17 protein-coding genes are annotated in these 17,699 nt (G+C 48.5%); 6 read left to right on the top strand and 11 right to left on the bottom strand.

What is annotated here, in order from left to right; all coding sequences use genetic code 11:
- Nucleotides 1–41: 41 nt before the first annotated feature.
- Genes ABEA14_RS04730 through ABEA14_RS04740 form a run of 3 tightly spaced genes read left to right on the top strand, consistent with a single transcriptional unit; the run spans nt 42 to nt 2,010 of the window.
- Nucleotides 42–1,199, top strand: a complete 1,158-nt coding sequence (locus ABEA14_RS04730; RefSeq protein WP_345338722.1) for a lipase family protein — start codon at nt 42–44, stop codon at nt 1,197–1,199.
- Nucleotides 1,200–1,223: 24 nt separating this feature from the next.
- Nucleotides 1,224–1,559 (top strand): hypothetical protein, encoded by a 336-nt coding sequence (locus ABEA14_RS04735; protein ID WP_345338723.1) that lies wholly within the window; start codon nt 1,224–1,226, stop codon nt 1,557–1,559.
- On the top strand, nt 1,546–2,010 hold the full coding sequence (locus ABEA14_RS04740; protein WP_345338725.1) for a hypothetical protein: 465 nt from the start codon (nt 1,546–1,548) through the stop codon (nt 2,008–2,010). Before ABEA14_RS04735 ends, ABEA14_RS04740 begins: the two co-directional genes overlap by 14 nt.
- 85 nt (nt 2,011–2,095) lie before the next feature.
- Here ABEA14_RS04740 and ABEA14_RS04745 read toward each other — a convergent pair whose 3' ends face one another.
- From ABEA14_RS04745 to nifH, 6 genes are all read right to left on the bottom strand, one after another.
- On the bottom strand, nt 2,096–2,431 hold the full coding sequence (locus ABEA14_RS04745; RefSeq protein ID WP_345338726.1) for a DUF6129 family protein: 336 nt from the start codon (nt 2,429–2,431) through the stop codon (nt 2,096–2,098).
- Nucleotides 2,425–3,111: a dinitrogenase iron-molybdenum cofactor N-terminal domain-containing protein gene (locus tag ABEA14_RS04750; protein WP_345338728.1), complete on the bottom strand. Its 687-nt coding sequence runs from the start codon at nt 3,109–3,111 to the stop codon at nt 2,425–2,427. Before ABEA14_RS04750 ends, ABEA14_RS04745 begins: the two co-directional genes overlap by 7 nt.
- A gap of 132 nt (nt 3,112–3,243) precedes the next feature.
- On the bottom strand, nt 3,244–3,456 hold the full coding sequence (gene nifT / locus ABEA14_RS04755; protein WP_345338729.1) for a putative nitrogen fixation protein NifT: 213 nt from the start codon (nt 3,454–3,456) through the stop codon (nt 3,244–3,246).
- A 73-nt stretch (nt 3,457–3,529) separates the two neighbouring features.
- Nucleotides 3,530–5,101: a nitrogenase molybdenum-iron protein subunit beta gene (gene nifK, locus ABEA14_RS04760; protein WP_345338730.1), complete on the bottom strand. Its 1,572-nt coding sequence runs from the start codon at nt 5,099–5,101 to the stop codon at nt 3,530–3,532.
- 78 nt (nt 5,102–5,179) lie between these two features.
- Nucleotides 5,180–6,646 (bottom strand): nitrogenase molybdenum-iron protein alpha chain, encoded by a 1,467-nt coding sequence (nifD, locus tag ABEA14_RS04765; protein WP_345338731.1) that lies wholly within the window; start codon nt 6,644–6,646, stop codon nt 5,180–5,182.
- A gap of 77 nt (nt 6,647–6,723) precedes the next feature.
- Nucleotides 6,724–7,605 (bottom strand): nitrogenase iron protein, encoded by an 882-nt coding sequence (gene nifH / locus ABEA14_RS04770; protein WP_345338732.1) that lies wholly within the window; start codon nt 7,603–7,605, stop codon nt 6,724–6,726.
- 474 nt (nt 7,606–8,079) lie between these two features.
- Here nifH and ABEA14_RS04775 point away from each other — a divergent pair, with 474 nt between their 5' ends.
- Nucleotides 8,080–9,270 (top strand): type III PLP-dependent enzyme, encoded by a 1,191-nt coding sequence (locus ABEA14_RS04775; RefSeq protein WP_345338733.1) that lies wholly within the window; start codon nt 8,080–8,082, stop codon nt 9,268–9,270.
- A gap of 69 nt (nt 9,271–9,339) precedes the next feature.
- On the opposite strand, the gene hinT is transcribed toward ABEA14_RS04775, so the two are convergent.
- A complete protein-coding gene (hinT, locus tag ABEA14_RS04780) occupies nt 9,340–9,690 on the bottom strand; it encodes a purine nucleoside phosphoramidase (RefSeq protein ID WP_345338734.1) in 351 nt (116 codons plus the stop codon).
- A 192-nt stretch (nt 9,691–9,882) separates the two neighbouring features.
- On the opposite strand from hinT, the gene ABEA14_RS04785 reads away from it, so the two are divergent.
- Both ABEA14_RS04785 and ABEA14_RS04790 read left to right on the top strand, forming a co-directional pair.
- Complete coding sequence (locus ABEA14_RS04785) at nt 9,883–11,694, top strand: M61 family metallopeptidase (protein WP_345338735.1); 1,812 nt, start codon at nt 9,883–9,885, stop codon at nt 11,692–11,694.
- Between the two features lie 29 nt (nt 11,695–11,723).
- Nucleotides 11,724–13,760, top strand: a complete 2,037-nt coding sequence (locus tag ABEA14_RS04790; protein WP_345338736.1) for a HAMP domain-containing methyl-accepting chemotaxis protein — start codon at nt 11,724–11,726, stop codon at nt 13,758–13,760.
- Between the two features lie 46 nt (nt 13,761–13,806).
- Here ABEA14_RS04790 and ABEA14_RS04795 read toward each other — a convergent pair whose 3' ends face one another.
- The 4 genes from ABEA14_RS04795 to malG all read right to left on the bottom strand — a co-directional run bounded on the left by ABEA14_RS04795 (nt 13,807) and on the right by malG (nt 17,684).
- Nucleotides 13,807–14,619, bottom strand: a complete 813-nt coding sequence (locus ABEA14_RS04795; RefSeq protein WP_377776160.1) for a M23 family metallopeptidase — start codon at nt 14,617–14,619, stop codon at nt 13,807–13,809.
- Nucleotides 14,582–15,457, bottom strand: a complete 876-nt coding sequence (locus ABEA14_RS04800; RefSeq protein ID WP_345338738.1) for a 6-carboxytetrahydropterin synthase — start codon at nt 15,455–15,457, stop codon at nt 14,582–14,584. The genes ABEA14_RS04795 and ABEA14_RS04800 overlap by 38 nt, the downstream gene beginning before the upstream one ends.
- Before the next feature lie 123 nt (nt 15,458–15,580).
- Nucleotides 15,581–16,741 (bottom strand): ABC transporter ATP-binding protein, encoded by a 1,161-nt coding sequence (locus ABEA14_RS04805; RefSeq protein ID WP_345338739.1) that lies wholly within the window; start codon nt 16,739–16,741, stop codon nt 15,581–15,583.
- A gap of 52 nt (nt 16,742–16,793) precedes the next feature.
- Nucleotides 16,794–17,684 (bottom strand): maltose ABC transporter permease MalG, encoded by an 891-nt coding sequence (gene malG / locus ABEA14_RS04810; RefSeq protein ID WP_345338740.1) that lies wholly within the window; start codon nt 17,682–17,684, stop codon nt 16,794–16,796.
- Between the last annotated feature and the right edge of the window lie 15 nt (nt 17,685–17,699).

A 17,699-nucleotide genomic window follows, 5' to 3' on the forward strand; every position in this document is an offset into this window, starting at 1 on the left:
TATTCAATAACAAGACAACCAAATATTTCAAGGACGAAATCATGCCAGTTCTATCCCCGAGGCTAGCATCGAGCCTAGCTGTTGCAGCTTACGATATTCGAGGCCCCATTTCTGAAACTCAGCGCCTTCCATCACTAAAAAGAGCTAGTAGGGATTTTTCTTTCAACTTAAATTCTGGGGTTATAGAAGGCACGTCCGGAGGATACTTCTGGCGCCAGAAAACTGGCTTTGCGCTTATCGGAAAAGGCGTGAGCCCGACTTACAAAAATGACCATGTAATAGCAATCCGCGGGACCGCAACGGCAGCCGATGGGATCACTGATATTAGCTGTAGACCAACGAATGGAGACAATGGAAGCATGGTACATGTTGGCTTCCAGCGCACATTGGAATCAATACGAGAAGATATAGCTAGCTACCTACGAAAAACAGATGGAGGCAGAGGTAATGGAACCATCCATTGTATCGGCCACAGCCTGGGTGGTGCCATTGCTTCTCTTGTTGCTGACTGGCTCAAAGCTTCTCCGGAATTCAAAACCAAAGTCAATGTTTATACTTTTGGCGCACCTCGAGTTGGCTTAAAAGACTTCGCGATAAAAACGAGTAGTCGAATTGATGGTATTTATCGCAGTGTTCATGGTGCAGACCCTGTGCCCAAAATTCCCGTTTGGCCTTACTACCATGCTCACATTAATGGTAAGGAGTACATACTGGACCGCACTCAAGGTGTCGATACATCTGCACATGACAAAGGCCGATATATGGACAATGCCAACCATAGCAGTTGGGATAATATGAGTACTCAGCAAGCCAGCAATGTTCAGCAGAGAGTTGTATTGAACTATCAAAATAGACTCCAAACCACTTACTCTACTCACTGGGCAGATAGGATTGCGGCAGCCATTATGACCATTATGATTGACGGCGGCTTTTCTGGATTCGTAACGGCATTACAAGCCGGTGGCGCGGCAATTGGCACGGTTTACGATGCCATTGCTATGACAATGGCCAAGATTGGACAAGCATCGAGCAAACTTGCCGAGCAAATTAAAGGACTATTAGGCCATATGTTGGTTTTCGCTGGCAAAGGTGCAAACATCACCATTGAGCTGACCGAAAAATTCATTCGATGGGTGTTTAAAGTGACGCTGGGCAGGCTGCACAAAGCAGCCAAGCAGGCATTGAACAATCAGCTGTAACTCTATTAACACAAGGATGTGATGATGAAAGAATGCCCTATCGATGGCGTCAGGTTCGGCGCCAGTAGTAAAAAAGCGATCAGCGAAATGCGCGACATGAGTAAACGCGCGAACTGGTTAAGCACCGCTCTCGCGGGTTCAATCCTAAGTGATATCTTTGTAAAAAACGGCCCTATTGGAGCAAGCTATAAGATACACACTACGGATTTTGAGCTACTGGGAACGGCTATGGCTGCCTCTACGCCCATTTTAAGACGCAAAGCAAGTGATTTGGCGGGCTCAATGATTTTGCTTCACTCTGGCAGTCTAAATAATCAAGAAAAGAAATTCTGGAGGTGCATGTACAATGCGATCAAATAACGCAGTAGTGAATCTGGGGATTCTCGGTGTGGCTATGATGGCCGGAGTTTCTTGCGCTAACGCTACTTCAGAAAACCAACTTTACGTTGAATACGAGCAAAAGGTTGCTTCCTGTATCGCGTCCGAAAAACAGAGACCCAGCCTGAGTTATAGTGATGTCAAAGCCCTACCTTCAGACGTTTTTTCTGTTGCTGTTTTCTACGTAAAGGAAAAACGCATCGTAGATTGCTCCTCAGGTAAGGAACTAGACGCACTAGCGGAAGAAATTGCACTTTCCGGTACCTTGTCGAAAGAGCAGCTAAAGTATCGCTATCTTTCTATTGGCTTGGTGGATAGGAAGAAGGCTTTTGATGCATTACCGGAACATCAAAGAATCGCTTTCCTAAACGCTGTAAAAGGCAAAAACCTGGAAACAGACATCGTGGCTATCTTCGACCAATTTAGTGAATAGCATAACTGACTGTATCGCGTGATATATCTACTATCACGCTTTGCAATTTTTCCCAGCAGTAACTACTTTGGCCCCAATAGCAACGCTAGTCTTCCTCTCGTGTTGCCAAAATCAAACCAATGCTTTGCTCGGGATTGTTAGTTAGACAAGCACAGCCCAGCTGCGCGGCCATCAGATGCAGATCCACATTTTCCAGGGCTAGATAGGGCTCTCGCTCGCCCATATCGTCTTCTGAGCATAAGATAAAACGCACATCAGGAAAGCGTTGCCGTAGTTCAGCGACATACGCTTCAGAAAGGTCAGCCTTCGCCAGCTCTCTGGCTAAATCATCGATTATTTCTTGATTCAGAGTGGCGTCTATCTCTTTCGACTGTACCGGCCTGTCGTTGTCACCACCGGTAGCTTGAGGCGTGTTTAACATGACATGCACTCCTCTACTTTTTCTTCCTCTAGCGATAGCAGTCTTTTAATCCAAGGTGGTGGCGACCCTGCCAACACATTCTGTAGCTTGGATAAAAGCTCACTGGCGGCCACAGGCCCTGCTTGTTTGATGGGATGGATACTTGCTCGGGTGATTTTCGCCGCTGCCGGCCCACCGACTGAAAGGGTCGCCAGTATCTGGCAATCAGAGATCAGGTCCAGCATGTATTGGGTTCTTTTATCACCGCTGACATCGCAGGTCACCGGACGAACATCCATCAACTGATAGCCTTCAGCATTCACCTCGTAGACCAACACACGTAAACAGCTGCCAAAATGGCCATCCAGTTGCTCTTGATTGTTTGAAGTGACGGCCATTATCAGCTTTGGCCCTGGTAGTGGCTCTGATGCGACACATTCTGGCGCGGACATCTCATCAACCTGCTCACTGTTGAAGATGGCAAAGACTTGAGCAAGTTGGACCCGGTCAGGCCCGTCAGTGAACTCTGCAAACAGCTCTCTCAGCTGTTTGGGATTGAGCTGACGTAACTTCTTATCCGTGATTGGTTCACCCAGCTTTTCTACCAACACTGGTAGCCATTGCTTCATGGATAGTTGAGGGAGAGATTTCGCGGCCAAGGCTACCCGTAATGCCGCAGTTTCGGAAATAGGTGATGACATAGTTCTGCCCTCTTTTTCAATAATGAACCCGCTCTCTGGTGGCGCTGTTTGTGGGTTTAACTGCCGTGCTCATAGCAAACAAGATGGCAAACAAAAACAACGACAAAATACCAACCCAAATCGAACCAAGTGTTATGGGCGGCGCGCTCTCAACGTGACTGGAAATTTAGGCTCTGCAGCCATTGGCTCTATGTAGTACTCGGTACCATCAGCAAGGCGGATCTCTCCTCCCCAGCGTGCTGGTTCCTCAAATTCGATACTGGTGATCATCTCTTCCAAGTCTTTCTTGGCGATATAACAGGAAAGCTCACCACTGGCTTCCCGACGGATCATGACATTTGGCATGGGTATGATTCCTACTGCTTACAAAGTTGAAGTAAGGAGCCCTAATCTCACCATTAGGGCTCCTTTAATCGGCTTAGCGAACCAGGTCGAAACCGTAGTCAGTCTTGCCGAAATCGCTGGTATCTGTATCCAATTTCTCCAATACCGCGTTCACCAGCGTGGTCAGCATATACATGCCGCCTTCGTAACCCAAAGTGGTATTACGATGCAGGTGGTGACGGTCGAAGATTGGGAAGCCCAGACGAATCAGCGGCACTTCAAACTCTTCACCCTTCGCCTTGGTATCACGCTGGATAAACTTGGCGTATGAGTTACCGATCATGAAGTCAGGCTTATTGGTGAAGACCAGTGAACGGAAATGCCACAGGTCTTTACCAACAAACACTTCTGCGTTTTCGGTGTAAGGTGATTCAGCCAGCAAGGCTTCCATCTTCTTACGCCAGCGCTTGTTAGCGTTGTGACAAAGTACGTGCTTGATCTCACAACCCAGTTCTTGCAGGAACTTAGCAAGTCCCATCAAGTAATCCGGGTCACCAAAGATTGAGAAGCTCTTGCCATGCAACCAGGTATGCGAGTCGGTCATCATGTCCACCAAACGACCACGTTCGGTTTCCAGAGACGCCGGGATCGGCTTACCAGTTAACTCAGATACCTTCATCAAGAATGCATCCGTGTTATCCAGCCCCATAGGGATGCTTAGCGCCGGTACTTCCTGCTTCCAGGTGCCTTCAACAAACTTCTTGGTTTTAACCAAGTGGTCAGGCTGAAGCAGAATAGTGGTGATCGCGTTAGGTGCGTCTTTCACTTCTTCAATCGGTGTACCACCCGCGTACATGCGATATTCGCCGTCTGCAGGAGTATCGAGAACTTCCGTTGGATCAGACAATAAGCTGTAATCTACGCCCATCTCTTTCATCATGCGATGGATCACACGATAGTTACCCAGATAGGTCTCGAAACCCGGCACCAGGTTGATCTTGCCGTTGCTGCCTACGCTCTTGTCTTCCATTTCATTCAGTGTGAAATAGCGCGCCATGCCTTCAAACATGCCGTCCCAGCCAGTGGTGTGGCTGCCGACAAAACTAGGCGTGTGAGCATAAGGTGTAGGCACAGATTCGTCGATATACCCTTCCTTCTTGGCATTACCGATGAAGGCATTAAGGTCATCACCGATCACTTCCGCCATACAGGTGGTAGAAACAGCAATCACTTCTGGCTTGTATAGCGCCATTGCGTTTTGCAGGCCATCAAACATGTTTTTCTGGCCACCAAATACCGCCGCATCTTCCGTCATGGAGTCGGATACACATGCCACCGGCTCTTTGAAATGACGGTTAAAGTAAGTACGGAAGTACGCTACACAACCCTGTGAACCATGCACATAAGGCAGGGTTTTCTCAAAGCCTAGCGCACAAAGCACAGAGCCAAGCGGCTGACAGGCTTTCGCCGGGTCAATGGTGAGGGTTTTACGAGCAAAGTTAAGCTCCTTGTACTCCTCAGTTGTGGTCCACTCAAACACCTCTTGTACTTTCTCGGCGTCATGGCCCTCTTCAAACAACTCGCGCTTGCGAGCCATCATCTCTTGATACTCAGGCTGCCCAAACAGGGGATAACCTGGTTTGATATCTTCTACTGTCTGACTCATCGTCGTCCTCCTCCCGCGCCACTCATACGTGAACTTACGGGTTGAGTGATACACATAAGCGGTGATCCGCTCGTCCGTTTAACCGTTTGCAACCAGCTTCTCTTCTGCATCACCTTTCCAGGGAGCAGTCAGCTTGTTCCAGCACGGGTTGTTCAGGGTCATGTCCATGTCGCGGGCAAAAATGGCGAAGCCATCGAAGCCGTGATACGGGCCAGAGTAGTCCCAGCTATGCATCTGGCGGAAAGGAATACCCATCTTCTGGAAGATGTACTTCTCTTTCACACCGGCACCGATCAGGTCTGGTTTGATCTTTTCTGCAAATTTCTCAAGTTCGAAACCCGTCACATCGTCGTAGATCAAGGTGGCGTCTTTCACTTCAGGTACGGTCTTGGTGTAGTCATCGTTATGAGCAAACTCATAACCCGTACCCACAATCTCCATACCCAGGTCTTCATAAGCACCAATCACGTGACGAGGACGCAAACCACCGACGTACAACATCACCTTTTTGCCTTCCAGGCGCGGCTTGTACTTGTCGATAATGGGTTGCCACTGAGCGCGATACTTAGCAATCACCTCTTCCGCTTTCGCCTGAACCTTCTCGTCAAAGAACGCAGCGATCTTGCGTAGAGACTCTTCACATTTGCTTGGACCGAACAGGTTGTACTCCATCCACGGGACACCGTACTTCTCTTCCATGTGGCGGCAGATGTAGTTCATAGAGCGGTAGCAGTGAACCAGGTTGAGCTTCACTTTAGGTGTGTTCTCAATCTCAGGCAGGGTACCGTCACCAGACCACTGAGCAACAACGCGCAGACCGATCTCTTCAAGCAAGATACGAGAAGACCAAGCATCACCACCGATGTTGTAGTCACCAATGATGGCAACATCGTAATCTGTGGTTTCAAACTCTTTCTCGCCTGATTTGTCGAGCACGTAGTCACGCAGCGTATCGTTGGCAATGTGGTGACCCAGTGACTGACTCACACCACGGAAACCTTCACAACGCACAGGCACAATGGTTTTGCCAATCTCTTTGCCCTTCTCTTTGGCAACCGCTTCAATATCGTCACCAATCAGACCTACCGGACATTCAGACTGGATAGAGATACCTTTCGCCAACGGGAACAGCATTTCGATCTCATCGATCAATGTGCGCAGCTTTTTGTCACCACCAAATACGATGTCACGCTCTTGGAAATCAGAGGTGAAGTTCATGGTCCCGAAGCTGTTCACACCGGTCAGGCCCGTATAGTAGTTACGGCGACCGGCACGCGAGTACTGGCCACAGCCCACTGGACCGTGAGAGATATGGACCATATCTTTAATTGGACCCCATACCACCCCTTTAGAGCCTGCGTAAGCACAGCCCCGTGCGGTCATGACACCGGGCAATGACTTACGGTTAGACGTAATGCATTTGTTTGAAGCGTTTTCGGTATCGTTAGCAGTTAAATGCTTTAAACGATCCTTCTTCGCTTTTTCTGGGTAGACCTCAAGCACCTCTTCAATCAGCGCCTGAGTATCTGCTTTAGTCGTAGACATAACAGTCTCCTTTTTAACAGCGGGTTGAATCCAACTGGCTTTGGCTATTGCTTAGGCCAGCGCTGGTTTCAACTAACTCAGGCAACCGCTTCTTCTGAGGCAGTTTGACCGATGATGGACTCGTCTTCTTCTTCCATAATGCCGAACTCCATCAACAGCTCTTCTAGCTCGTCCATAGTGGCCGGCTCTGGAATAACAAAGAGTTCGTTTTCGATGATTTTGCGCGCCAGGGTGCGATATTCATCAGCCTGTTTACAGCTAGGGTCATACTCGATAACGGTCATACGGCGAATTTCTGCACGCTGTACGATGTTGTCACGAGGTACGAAATGAATCATCTGGGTACCGATCTTGGCGGCAAGTGCTTCGATCAGCTCATCTTCACGGTCAGTTTTACGAGAGTTACAGATCAGACCGGCAAGGCGAACACCACCAGAAGAGGCATACTTACAAATACCTTTAGAGATGTTGTTTGCGGCGTACATCGCCATCATCTCACCCGATACAACGATGTAGATCTCCTGTGCTTTGTTTTCACGAATTGGCATCGCGAAACCACCACACACTACGTCACCGAGAACGTCGTAGAATACGAAGTCGAGATCTTCTTCATAAGCACCTTCCTCTTCGAGGAAGTTAATCGCAGTAATAACACCACGACCTGCACAGCCAACACCTGGCTCTGGACCACCAGATTCAACACAGCGAACACCGCCGTAACCTACTTTCAGTACATCATCCAATTCCAGATCTTCAACTGAACCCGCTTCCGCCGCCATCTCCATGATGGTGTTCTGCGCTTTTGAGTGCAGAATAAGACGCGTTGAGTCAGCTTTAGGGTCACAGCCGATGATCATCACCTTCTGTTCTGCTTCAGCCAGTGCAGCAACCAAGTTCTGTGTGGTTGTCGATTTACCGATACCACCCTTACCGTAAATGGCACATTGACGTATAGCCATGGTTGTTTCCTCCAAGGTATCTCAAACTAAAAAGGTTCCCGTGGAGGTATGTGCGAAAACTAAGCCAAGCACCCACAAAAAGAATAAAACATTGTTTTATATGGCTTTTATTTTTAATGAGTGAGACAAAGTGTTTTGTAAAACCCGACAGAGGTCATGGTTTTGTAGGTTTGTAGACACAGATTTTGTCGTTATTTGTGGTGTTTTAAAGATCTTCGGTCGATTGCAACAAGGTCTGCAATAAGACAAAAACCGCCTTAGTAGAAAAGTTAATCAGGCGCGAATAAAAAAGCTTGTACTTGGTCATTTTTTGACTAATATGCGCGCACTTCTTGATGATAGCCAATCCAAGTACATCGCAACCTGCGACCAGGCAATGAGTAACTATCCAAGAGTGAAGTTGGCTGCTTTAGAGAGCATTCGATGCCGCTCGATCAGTTTTTACTAACTGTTTTTTGCTTGGAGATACCGCGGATGATCCGCTCAATTGAAAACACATCTGCTGTTCAGCTGGACACTCGTGCGTCAGAAACCGACATGATCCACCGTTTGGTGGCACAGCATGACTCCCCGCTGATGATTCTGGACTGCGACGTAGTTCGCCGTCAGTATCGTGCGTTGCAGGCGGCACTGCCCAATGTTGTTTTGCACTTTGCACTGAAGCCAATGCCCCACCCCGCAGTCGTCAGCACTTTACTGCAGGAAGGTGCCTATTTTGATTTGGCCACCAATGGTGAAGTTGACCTGGTGAAAAGTGTGGGTGTACCCGCGGATCGCACTATCCAAACGCATCCAATTAAGCGTGATAGCGATATCCGGCATGCGCTGGATTACGGCTGCAATACCTTTGTGGTCGACAATCTGAACGAGTTGGAAAAGTTCATCGCTCACAAAGATCAGGCTGAACTCCTGGTGCGTCTGAGTTTTCGTAATGCGGATGCTTATGCGGATCTGTCGAAAAAGTTTGGATGCTCTTCAGAGCAAGCGTTCGAGATTATCAGCCGTGCTTTTGAGCTGGGTATCCGTATTCGTGGACTGTCATTTCATGTTGGGTCACAAACCATGGACCCACAGAAATACGTTTCCGCCATTGCCAGCTGTGCCAAATTGATTCAGCAAGTGGCCGATGCGGGTTTACCCGCGCTAAGTACGCTGGATATTGGCGGTGGTTTTCCGGTCGACTACGACGGTAGCCTGCAGCCAATCGATGAGTTTTGTGCACCAATAAGAGAAGTGATGACCACACTGCCTGACACGCTGAAGGTTATTGCAGAGCCTGGGCGCTTCATTGTTGCACCTGCGGCGATAAACGTATGTTCAGTAATGGGCCAGGCGCAGCGCGATGGTAAAACCTGGTACTACATGGATGACGGCATTTATGGCTCGTTCAGCGGTAACGTGTTCGATCACGGCAATTACCCCATGGATGCCATCAAATGGCATGGAGAACGCTATCCGTCAGTATTAGCCGGACCAACCTGCGATAGCATTGATGTGATCGCAGAGGAGATCATGCTGCCAAAGCTGAACAATGGCGATATGGTTGTCAGCCGCATGATGGGTGCTTACAGCACTGTCACGGCCACTGACTTCAACTTCTTCAAGCGCGCAGAAGTTGTCGCTATCAACCAGGTAATCGAGCAGCTTGCCGTGGCTGGGCTCTAAAACTCACACACTGCAGCTTCAAAAAAAGCGCCTGAACGGGCGCTTTTTTATCTATTTTAGTGCCACCAATCAACTTGCCAGCATTGGGCCAAGGCGCTTGCCTCCCAACAGATGCATATGGATGTGGTACACCTCCTGTCCACCATACTGGTTGCAGTTCATGATCAGGCGGTAGCCGTCTTCAGCAATGCCAAGTTCTTTTGCCAATTTCGCTGCTACGGTAAACAAACGGCCCAGTACTTTCTCGTCATCTTCAGTGACGTCGTTAACGGTTGGGATCAGCTTATTAGGAATAATAAGTACATGCTCAGGCGCTTTCGGGGAGATATCACGAAATGCCGTTACCAGTTCGTCCTGGTAAAGCATATCTGAAGGGATCTCTTTGCGGATAATCTTACTGAATATGGTTTCTTCTGCCATGACACTGGGACCTTTTAATGCAGTGATTGTTTTTGGCTATTTTAAGCCGAATGTCGCATAGCTTTTAACCGATAACGCACAATTTAACGCGCTGGTTCACGATTGAAAACAAAGATACTTTTCAGCACTCATTAGCATGCGACAATTTAACAAACTACCTTTGATTTGCTGTTTATCTATTTTATAGGCGTCATGATCGAATATTCCATATGTCCCGCAGATCCACATGCCCACATTTTTGAGGTGAGCCTGACCTTCCAACCACAGGGTGAAGAGTCACTGCGCCTCTGGCTGCCAGGCTGGATCCCAGGCAGTTACATGATCCGAGAATTTGCCCGTCATATTGTCGAGATCAATGCGGAACAGAATGGCCTGCCCCTGCCGATCATTAAGCTGGATAAACATAGCTGGCAACTTTCGCCACTCAGTGACGAACCGGTACAGGTTCGCTACAAGGTTTACGCATTTGATAGCTCCGTACGTGCGGCCTATCTTGACCAACTGCGTGGTTTCTTCAATGGCACCAGTGTTTTCCTTACCGTGGAAGGTTATGAACAGGAGCCTGTCAGCCTGGAGATTGAGCCACCGCTGGATCCTCAGTGGTCCCACTGGCGTGTTGCCACAACACTGACTGAAAATGGTGCGACCCGTTATGGTTTTGGTCGTTACAGCGCTGAGAATTATGATGAACTGATAGATCATCCTGTCGAGCTGGGTGACTTTTCCTTAGCTAGCTTTAACGTGGAAGGTGTACAGCACGATATCGTCATAGCGGGTCACCACAACGCAGACTTAGAGCGTTTGTGTCGAGACCTGCGTGTGATTTGTCACTACCAAATCAATTTCTTTGGTAAACCCGCGCCAATGGAACGTTACATGTTCCTGGTAAATGCGGTTGGTAATGGTTACGGCGGACTTGAGCATCGCGCCTCAACGGCCCTGCTCTGCAGCCGTTACGACCTGCCGCAAGTAGGTGAAGAGTCTGTATCCAAATCATATCGTACATTCCTGGCGCTATGCAGCCACGAGTATTTCCACACTTGGAACGTAAAACGGCTGAAGCCAGATGCATTTGTGCCTTACCAACTCGACAAAGAGAGCTACACCGAGCAGCTTTGGTGGTATGAAGGGGTCACCTCCTATTACGACGAGTTAATATTGGTTCGCTCCGGTTTGATCAGCCACGATGACTACCTGACGATGCTGGCTGAAACCATCACTCGCGTGCAAAAAGGGTTGGGTAGAAAGCGTCAAACCGTAGCGGAATCGAGTTTTGATGCCTGGACAAGGTTCTATCTGCAGGATGCCAACGCACCCAATGCGATTGTCAGTTATTACACCAAGGGTTCATTAATTGCACTCGCCCTTGATCTATCTCTGCGCCGGGACACCGACAATCAATACAATCTCGACCTTGTTGTACAGACCTTATGGCAAGAGTTTGGCCGCACCGGATTGCCCACACGAGACCACACGGTTATCGACCTCATCGAACGACTGACTGGACTCGATTACGAACCCTTCTTTGAGCGTTACCTATACAGCACTGATGAGATCCCGCTCGAAGAATTACTCAATGATGTCGGGGTGTTACTTAAGCTTCGACATACAACGTCGATACAAGATAAAGGCGGAAAACCTGCGTCTCCGACCAATCAGCAAAAATGGCAGTTTGGAGCCATGATTGCGCAATCGGCCGATGGTGGCGTAAAGATTCAGTCAGTACACAATGGCAGTGCCGCAGAAGATGCAGGCCTTGCTCCAGGCGACGAGTTGGTTGCCTTTGATAATGTAAAAGTCAGTTTTAGTAACTTTAATGACAGATTTGTTCGCCACACCAGCCAATGTCAACGTGGCGATCAGATCACCATGCATGTTTTCAGGGACGACCAAATGTTAGTTATGGCGCTGCCATTGCGAGAAACAATGCCAGATACCGCCATACTAACAATCAATGACCATCAGGCCGCATTGGCTTGGCTGGATGGTCAGCGTTATAACTAATTTGGGCGACAACAAGTAAGGCACGCTTAATGAGTAAAAACAAAAGCCAGAAAGGTAATCTACTTAACGTATTGAATAACGTTTCGGTAGTTCTGCGAGTAAGTATTGGATTTGCCGTATTAGTAGGTCTAATGCTGATTATCAGTGGCGTTTCGCTGCTTGGTATGACTGGACTCAACTCGCAATTGGTTAAGGTTACCAACGATGCGGTTCCTCTCGTTGAGGAGGCAAATAAGGCAAGTATTACCCTGCTCACCGCAAACAAGCACTTCAAGGATTTTATTACCTCGAAAGATGTTGCTGCGATGGACCAGGCTGAACAAGCGTTTGCTGATAGCGAGAGCCAACTCAAAGCACAGCTTGAATCATTAAGCACGGTTGCTGGAGAGCAGCAGGAGATTCAATCTCTGCTGTCTCAACTTTCATTTTTGGATGAGCGTTTCTTTGGCGAAGCAAGAGCGGCAATGGCAAGTTACCGCCAGATCCAAGCCAACAAGGCGCAGGTCAACTCTGAAGTGGCAGATTTCTACATCATGCTGCCTCAGTTAAAGAAGTTTATTGGCGATGCAGTACATAAACTGCAGGATGACTATATCCGCAATGCCATGGAGGAGTACTTCCTGGCGCTAAACTCGATGGAAGGCCCAACCATTAAGGCGCTTAGCTCAGATCAACTTGAAGAAGTTGACCGCATCATCGCGCAAAATGGCAGAAATCATAAAAACTACAAAACCAAGCTGGACGACCTGGAATACGAGATCCCAAGCTTACAAAATGATGTTGGATTTATTTTGGAGCGATTGGACAAAGCGCTTATCTCTTCTGACGGTGTGCTGGCGAACCACCGTAATTTGGTATTCCTGACCGATGATGTTTTCAACAACGCTGCAGAGGCTGCAGGCGCAATTGAAGAAGCGAACGGCATTCTGGAGCAGGTCACACAACAGGCAACCAGTTTTGTAAACAAAGCATCAAACGACGCAAGTGCAGCACTGAAAAACGGCTTGGCGTGGGTAACGATTCTCGGACTGCTCTCGGTTGCACTTGCTGCAATCATCGCCTGGAGCACCGCGGTCGGTATTCGTAAACCGCTCAAGAACATTCTTGATGTGCTGTCCGCGATTGTTGATGGCGACATGACACGCAAAGTCGATGTCAAAGGCGAAAATGAATTCGGCCAACTTGGAGACTGGGTTAACAAACTGAACGACCAGATGCGCGACATCTTGGTCAAGCTGACTGAGACCTCACACCAGCTTTCCCATGTTGCCGAGTCCAACCAACAAACCAGTACCCGCTCGCGTGATGAGTTGGATCGTCAACGTCATGAAACAGCCAGCGTAGCAACTGCGATGACTGAGATGTCTGCGTCAGTAAAAGAGGTCGCCTATTCTGCCAACGTCACCCTGGAAAAAGTGTTGGAAGTTGAATCGGCATCAAATACCGGCCGTGAAGTGATGAGCCAGAACATCACCACAACCCATCAATTGTCTGAAAAGCTACAGCAATCAAGCACAGTCATTGGCGAAGTAGATGGTTACAGTAGTGATATCGGCGGCATTCTTGTTGTTATTCGTGGCATTGCAGAACAAACCAACCTGTTGGCGTTAAACGCAGCAATTGAAGCGGCACGCGCCGGTGAACAGGGTCGCGGCTTTGCCGTGGTGGCCGATGAAGTTCGTAACCTGGCTCAGAAAACTGGCGAATCGATTACCGAGATCCAGGCCATGATTGAAAGCCTGCAATCCAGTGCCAAGCGTGCCGTAGATGTGGTTTCTGAGTGTTTCCACGAAATGGAAGCCAGCGTGATGCAGGCATCTGATGCCAACAGCGCGATGGAAGAGATACAGGGTATCATCACGCAGATCAGTGATATGAGTAGCCAGATCGCCGCAGCTGCAGAAGAGCAGCAATGCACTGCGGAAGAGATCACCCGGAACATTAACCATATCTCGGATATCTCCGATGAGAACTACCAAGGTATCGAAGACATTACCCAGCGTAGCTCTGAGCTTGAGCGTTTAGCGCATGACCAAGATAAGTTGGTAGACCGCTTCAAGCTTTAAACACTATGCCGAATCCATTAAAAAAGCCGCTTAATGCGGCTTTTTTTTATTCTCTCGGAGGCAGTAACAAGCCTGGATCGAGTCTTACCTTAAACCAGTTAATACGCCAATCCAGATGCGCGCCAGTGACTCGTCCGGTCGCGCCAATCTTGGCAATGGGGTCGCCCTGCTTCACCACATCTCCCTCTTTCACCAGTGAATCACTGAGGTGAATGAAAGTTGAGCTGATGCCAAATCCATGGTCAATTAAAAGCGTGCCACCACTGTAGTACATATCAGGGTGCCATAGCGTTACCGTGCCATCGGCAGGCGCATAAACCAATGTCCCTGTTGGTGCTGCAATGTCTATCCCATAATGTGGGCGTTTAGGCTCACCATTGAAGAAACGCTGGCTACCGTATACGCCTGAAATAGGGCCTTCAGCGGGCCAGATAAAATCCTGCAAAAACGCGCGAAGATCCGTATCTAACTTGCGAGCCTCAGCGACTTGTCGATTATCTTCACGTATACGAGCAAGAACTTCTTCCGGCGGAGATACGTATTTCTGCGCTACGCCTTCAATTCGCTGGATCTTGTATTCACGCTGCTCTACTTCAACTCTCTTAGTGTGTTTAGCGCCACCTTTATCAGTCCACTCGAGAAGTGCAGGCCCAGTTTCATCGCGGCTGAAGCCAATCACAAACACACCATCTTCGCCGACCTTTACCGGCTCGCCGTTAAGAGTTAACTCACTGCCGACGGGAACCTGGCCAGTGACCATGCCACCCTGGATAAACTTACCATCGAGTTCGATTGCGCTTAACGACGCGGACCAGCCAATACTAATCGACAGTGCGCTCAGTAATAGCGCCTTTTTCAACACCTTCATACGCTCTCACTTTTATAGATTTTTCTGGAAATTCTTCACTTAACTGACGGCAAATATAATCAGAAAGACACTCAACGGTACTTTCACAATCGACTATTTCCGTCTGAGCTTTGGGAACGGCAATGAAAAAGTCTCCCTGGCTTGCCGAATAGGCAAAACAGAGACTGTCTTCTATTCCCTTATTGCTGGCAAAAGGCGTATCCGAAGATGAAACAAGGTCATCTTCAGAGCCTAAATAGATGTCATGCCAACGTTTGGCCCAGGCTGCTTCCAATTCAGGCTTTGGAACCCCATCAACCCAAATACCGATGCGAGACCGGTGGCCGTGGGCAATACGCTGACAGTTACCGTCATGCAGTTTTAAACCGTGGGTGTAATGATAAAACGGCTTCTCTTCAGTCTCATGGCGTAGATTAACCGTTAACCCCTTCACGTTTTCCGGCAGGAGTTTCAGCAGCATCTCCTCCAGATAGCGAGCCAGCGAATCATCATCTATCGACGCCAATGGCAACAAGGCGTAGGCACTCAAAGGGCTTTGCACATAGATAGCACCAGTGCCAGACTCGCAACTCAACGTAACGACCTCTTCGCTTTGTTGCTCTACGTTGGCAGCGGGAGACAGCATCGGCACAATCAACTTATGGTCGATATGGAGATCAAGCGACGCTTTAATCGTCTTTTTAACGTGAGAAAAATCAAACACCATGCCTTCGTCATTCAGCTCACCTTGAAGCTCGACATCAACAATCCAGCTTTCACCAAGCAAGCCGCGTGAAGGACATAGATAAGTACTATCTATTACGGTTAAACCATCGACAAATAAACGCATTGAACAAACTGGCTCATGTAAACAAATCAAAAGCGAGGGCCAGTATAACCTCTGGATGAGAACTATTGTTATCAAAATAAAAAAGCCGGCAATATGCCGGCTTTTTCTAACAACTGCGGAGAGTTACTCGCCCAGCGGCAAGCCACCCTTCTCACGGTTGTAACGTGCGGTACGTGGGAAAGCTTTACCATTCTCATCGAACAGGTAAACAGCTTCTTTAGGGAAGCCAACTTCCATCACTTCACCAGACTGAGCTTCAACATCAGAGTGCGCCTTAACTGTGAAGTCACGGCCGTCAATTGTCATGTAAACAAAAGACTCGGCACCCAGGTGCTCAGCTACCAGTACACTACCACTGATGTGGCCGTGCGAATCGTCATGGTCACGAGGCAGAACGTGCTCTGGACGAACACCCAGCTCAACTTTATCGCCCACTTTCGCAGCGCTGGCATCAATACAACCAGTCACAACGTCGCCAGTGCTCAGCTTAACCTTACACTCAGTTTCGCCGATTTCTACCAACTCACCCAAGATGAAGTTCATCTTAGGAGAACCAATGAAGCCAGCAACGAACTTGTTTGCAGGCGTATGGTACAGATCCAGTGGGCTACCAAACTGTTCAAGGTTGGTAGGCGCATCTTCATCCAGAGGGCTAAGAACAACGATCTTATCCGCCAGAGTCATTGCTTCAACCTGATCGTGTGTTACGTAGATGATGGTTGATTGCAGCTCTTTGTGCAGCTTGGCAATCTCAATACGCATCTTCACACGCAGCGCAGCATCCAGGTTAGACAGAGGTTCGTCAAACAGGAATACCGCTGGCTGCTGAACGATACAACGACCGATAGCAACACGCTGACGCTGACCACCAGAAAGAGCCTTAGGCTTACGATCCAGCATGTGAGTCAAACCAAGGATTTCAGACGCTTTGTCTACACGAACCTTGATCTCGTCTTTTGGCACTTTTTTCAGCTTAAGGCCAAACGCCATGTTTTCGAACAGATCCATGTGCGGGTAAAGTGCATACGACTGGAACACCATACCTACATTACGGTCTACCGGTGGAATCTCATTCATGCGGCGACCAGCAATAGTCAGCTCACCGTCAGTGATGTCTTCCAAGCCCGCGATCATACGCAGCAGTGTAGACTTACCACAGCCCGATGGACCAACGAACACGATAAACTCGCCATCTTCGATGTGCAGGTTGATATCCCGCAACGTGTCCTGATGGACAGATGGATCGTAATTCTTACGTATATTCTTAAGGACGACTTCAGCCATTCTTGTCTCCAGAAAGCTATTCTTTAGCTTTAAACCCTAAATTCTTAACCAATTAACCCTTAACACCACCAGCTGTCAGGCCACCAACTAACCAACGTTGAGCCAACAGGAATACCAAGGTGATGGGGAAACCAGACAATACGGCCGCAGCGGCAAAGTCACCCCAGAGATAGTTCTGAGGGTACAGGTACTGCTGAGCACCTACCGCGAGCGTCAGTTTTTCAACATCTTGCAGCAGCAAAGATGCTACTGGTACCTCTGTAATTGCACCGATGAATGACAGGATAAATACCACCGCCAAAATTGGAACACTCAGAGGCAACAAGACTAAACGGAATGCCTGCCATGGAGTTGCGCCATCAATTGCAGCCGCTTCCTCCAAAGATGGGTCAATCGTTTCGAAATATCCCTTAATGGTCCACACGTGCAGTGCGATACCAGACAGATAGATGAAGATCAGACCCGCGTGGGTGTTTAGACCCAACCAAGGGAAGTACTGACCAATCTTGTCAAACATTGCATAGATAGCTACCAATGCCAGAACCGCTGGGAACATCTGGAAAATCAGCATGCCTTCCAGAATCAGCTTCTTGCCTGCGAACTTCATACGGGCAAATGCGTATGCACTGGTGGTTGCCAGCAATACAATCAGAGCAGAGGTAACGATAGCTACTTTAATAGAGTTCCACAGCCAGGTAAGAACTGGGAATGGAGGCGGTGTAATTTTACCGTCCGCCTCAACAACAGGAATACCTAAAGCAAGCTTCCAGTGCTCCAAAGAAGGGTTAGTCGGGATAATCTCCCCCACCGCGTAGTTACCTTCACGGAAAGAGATCGCGATAACCATCAACAGTGGAAAAATAATCAGAGCCAGGAAGCACCACATACCAATATGTGTCGCCAGGACGCGGTACTTCAGGCTTTTAGGTTGAACCATTGGCATAACTAATTAACCCCT

Origin of the sequence: Corallincola platygyrae, assembly GCF_039544265.1 — a bacterium.
In the GTDB taxonomy this organism is placed as follows: domain Bacteria; phylum Pseudomonadota; class Gammaproteobacteria; order Enterobacterales; family Neiellaceae; genus Corallincola; species Corallincola platygyrae.

Excerpts from the sequence above, each read along its gene's own strand:
- ABEA14_RS04730 (WP_345338722.1), top strand. The coding sequence starts at position 42 with ATGCCAGTTCTATCCCCGAGGCTAGCATCGAGCCTAGCTGTTGCAGCT.
- ABEA14_RS04735 (WP_345338723.1), top strand. The coding sequence starts at position 1,224 with ATGAAAGAATGCCCTATCGATGGCGTCAGGTTCGGCGCCAGTAGTAAA.
- ABEA14_RS04740 (WP_345338725.1), top strand. The coding sequence starts at position 1,546 with ATGCGATCAAATAACGCAGTAGTGAATCTGGGGATTCTCGGTGTGGCT.
- ABEA14_RS04745 (WP_345338726.1), bottom strand. The coding sequence starts at position 2,431 with ATGTTAAACACGCCTCAAGCTACCGGTGGTGACAACGACAGGCCGGTA.
- ABEA14_RS04750 (WP_345338728.1), bottom strand. The coding sequence starts at position 3,111 with ATGTCATCACCTATTTCCGAAACTGCGGCATTACGGGTAGCCTTGGCC.
- nifT (WP_345338729.1), bottom strand. The coding sequence starts at position 3,456 with ATGCCAAATGTCATGATCCGTCGGGAAGCCAGTGGTGAGCTTTCCTGT.
- nifK (WP_345338730.1), bottom strand. The coding sequence starts at position 5,101 with ATGAGTCAGACAGTAGAAGATATCAAACCAGGTTATCCCCTGTTTGGG.
- nifD (WP_345338731.1), bottom strand. The coding sequence starts at position 6,646 with ATGTCTACGACTAAAGCAGATACTCAGGCGCTGATTGAAGAGGTGCTT.
- nifH (WP_345338732.1), bottom strand. The coding sequence starts at position 7,605 with ATGGCTATACGTCAATGTGCCATTTACGGTAAGGGTGGTATCGGTAAA.
- ABEA14_RS04775 (WP_345338733.1), top strand. The coding sequence starts at position 8,080 with ATGATCCGCTCAATTGAAAACACATCTGCTGTTCAGCTGGACACTCGT.
- hinT (WP_345338734.1), bottom strand. The coding sequence starts at position 9,690 with ATGGCAGAAGAAACCATATTCAGTAAGATTATCCGCAAAGAGATCCCT.
- ABEA14_RS04785 (WP_345338735.1), top strand. The coding sequence starts at position 9,883 with ATGATCGAATATTCCATATGTCCCGCAGATCCACATGCCCACATTTTT.
- ABEA14_RS04790 (WP_345338736.1), top strand. The coding sequence starts at position 11,724 with ATGAGTAAAAACAAAAGCCAGAAAGGTAATCTACTTAACGTATTGAAT.
- ABEA14_RS04800 (WP_345338738.1), bottom strand. The coding sequence starts at position 15,457 with ATGCGTTTATTTGTCGATGGTTTAACCGTAATAGATAGTACTTATCTA.
- ABEA14_RS04805 (WP_345338739.1), bottom strand. The coding sequence starts at position 16,741 with ATGGCTGAAGTCGTCCTTAAGAATATACGTAAGAATTACGATCCATCT.
- malG (WP_345338740.1), bottom strand. The coding sequence starts at position 17,684 with ATGCCAATGGTTCAACCTAAAAGCCTGAAGTACCGCGTCCTGGCGACA.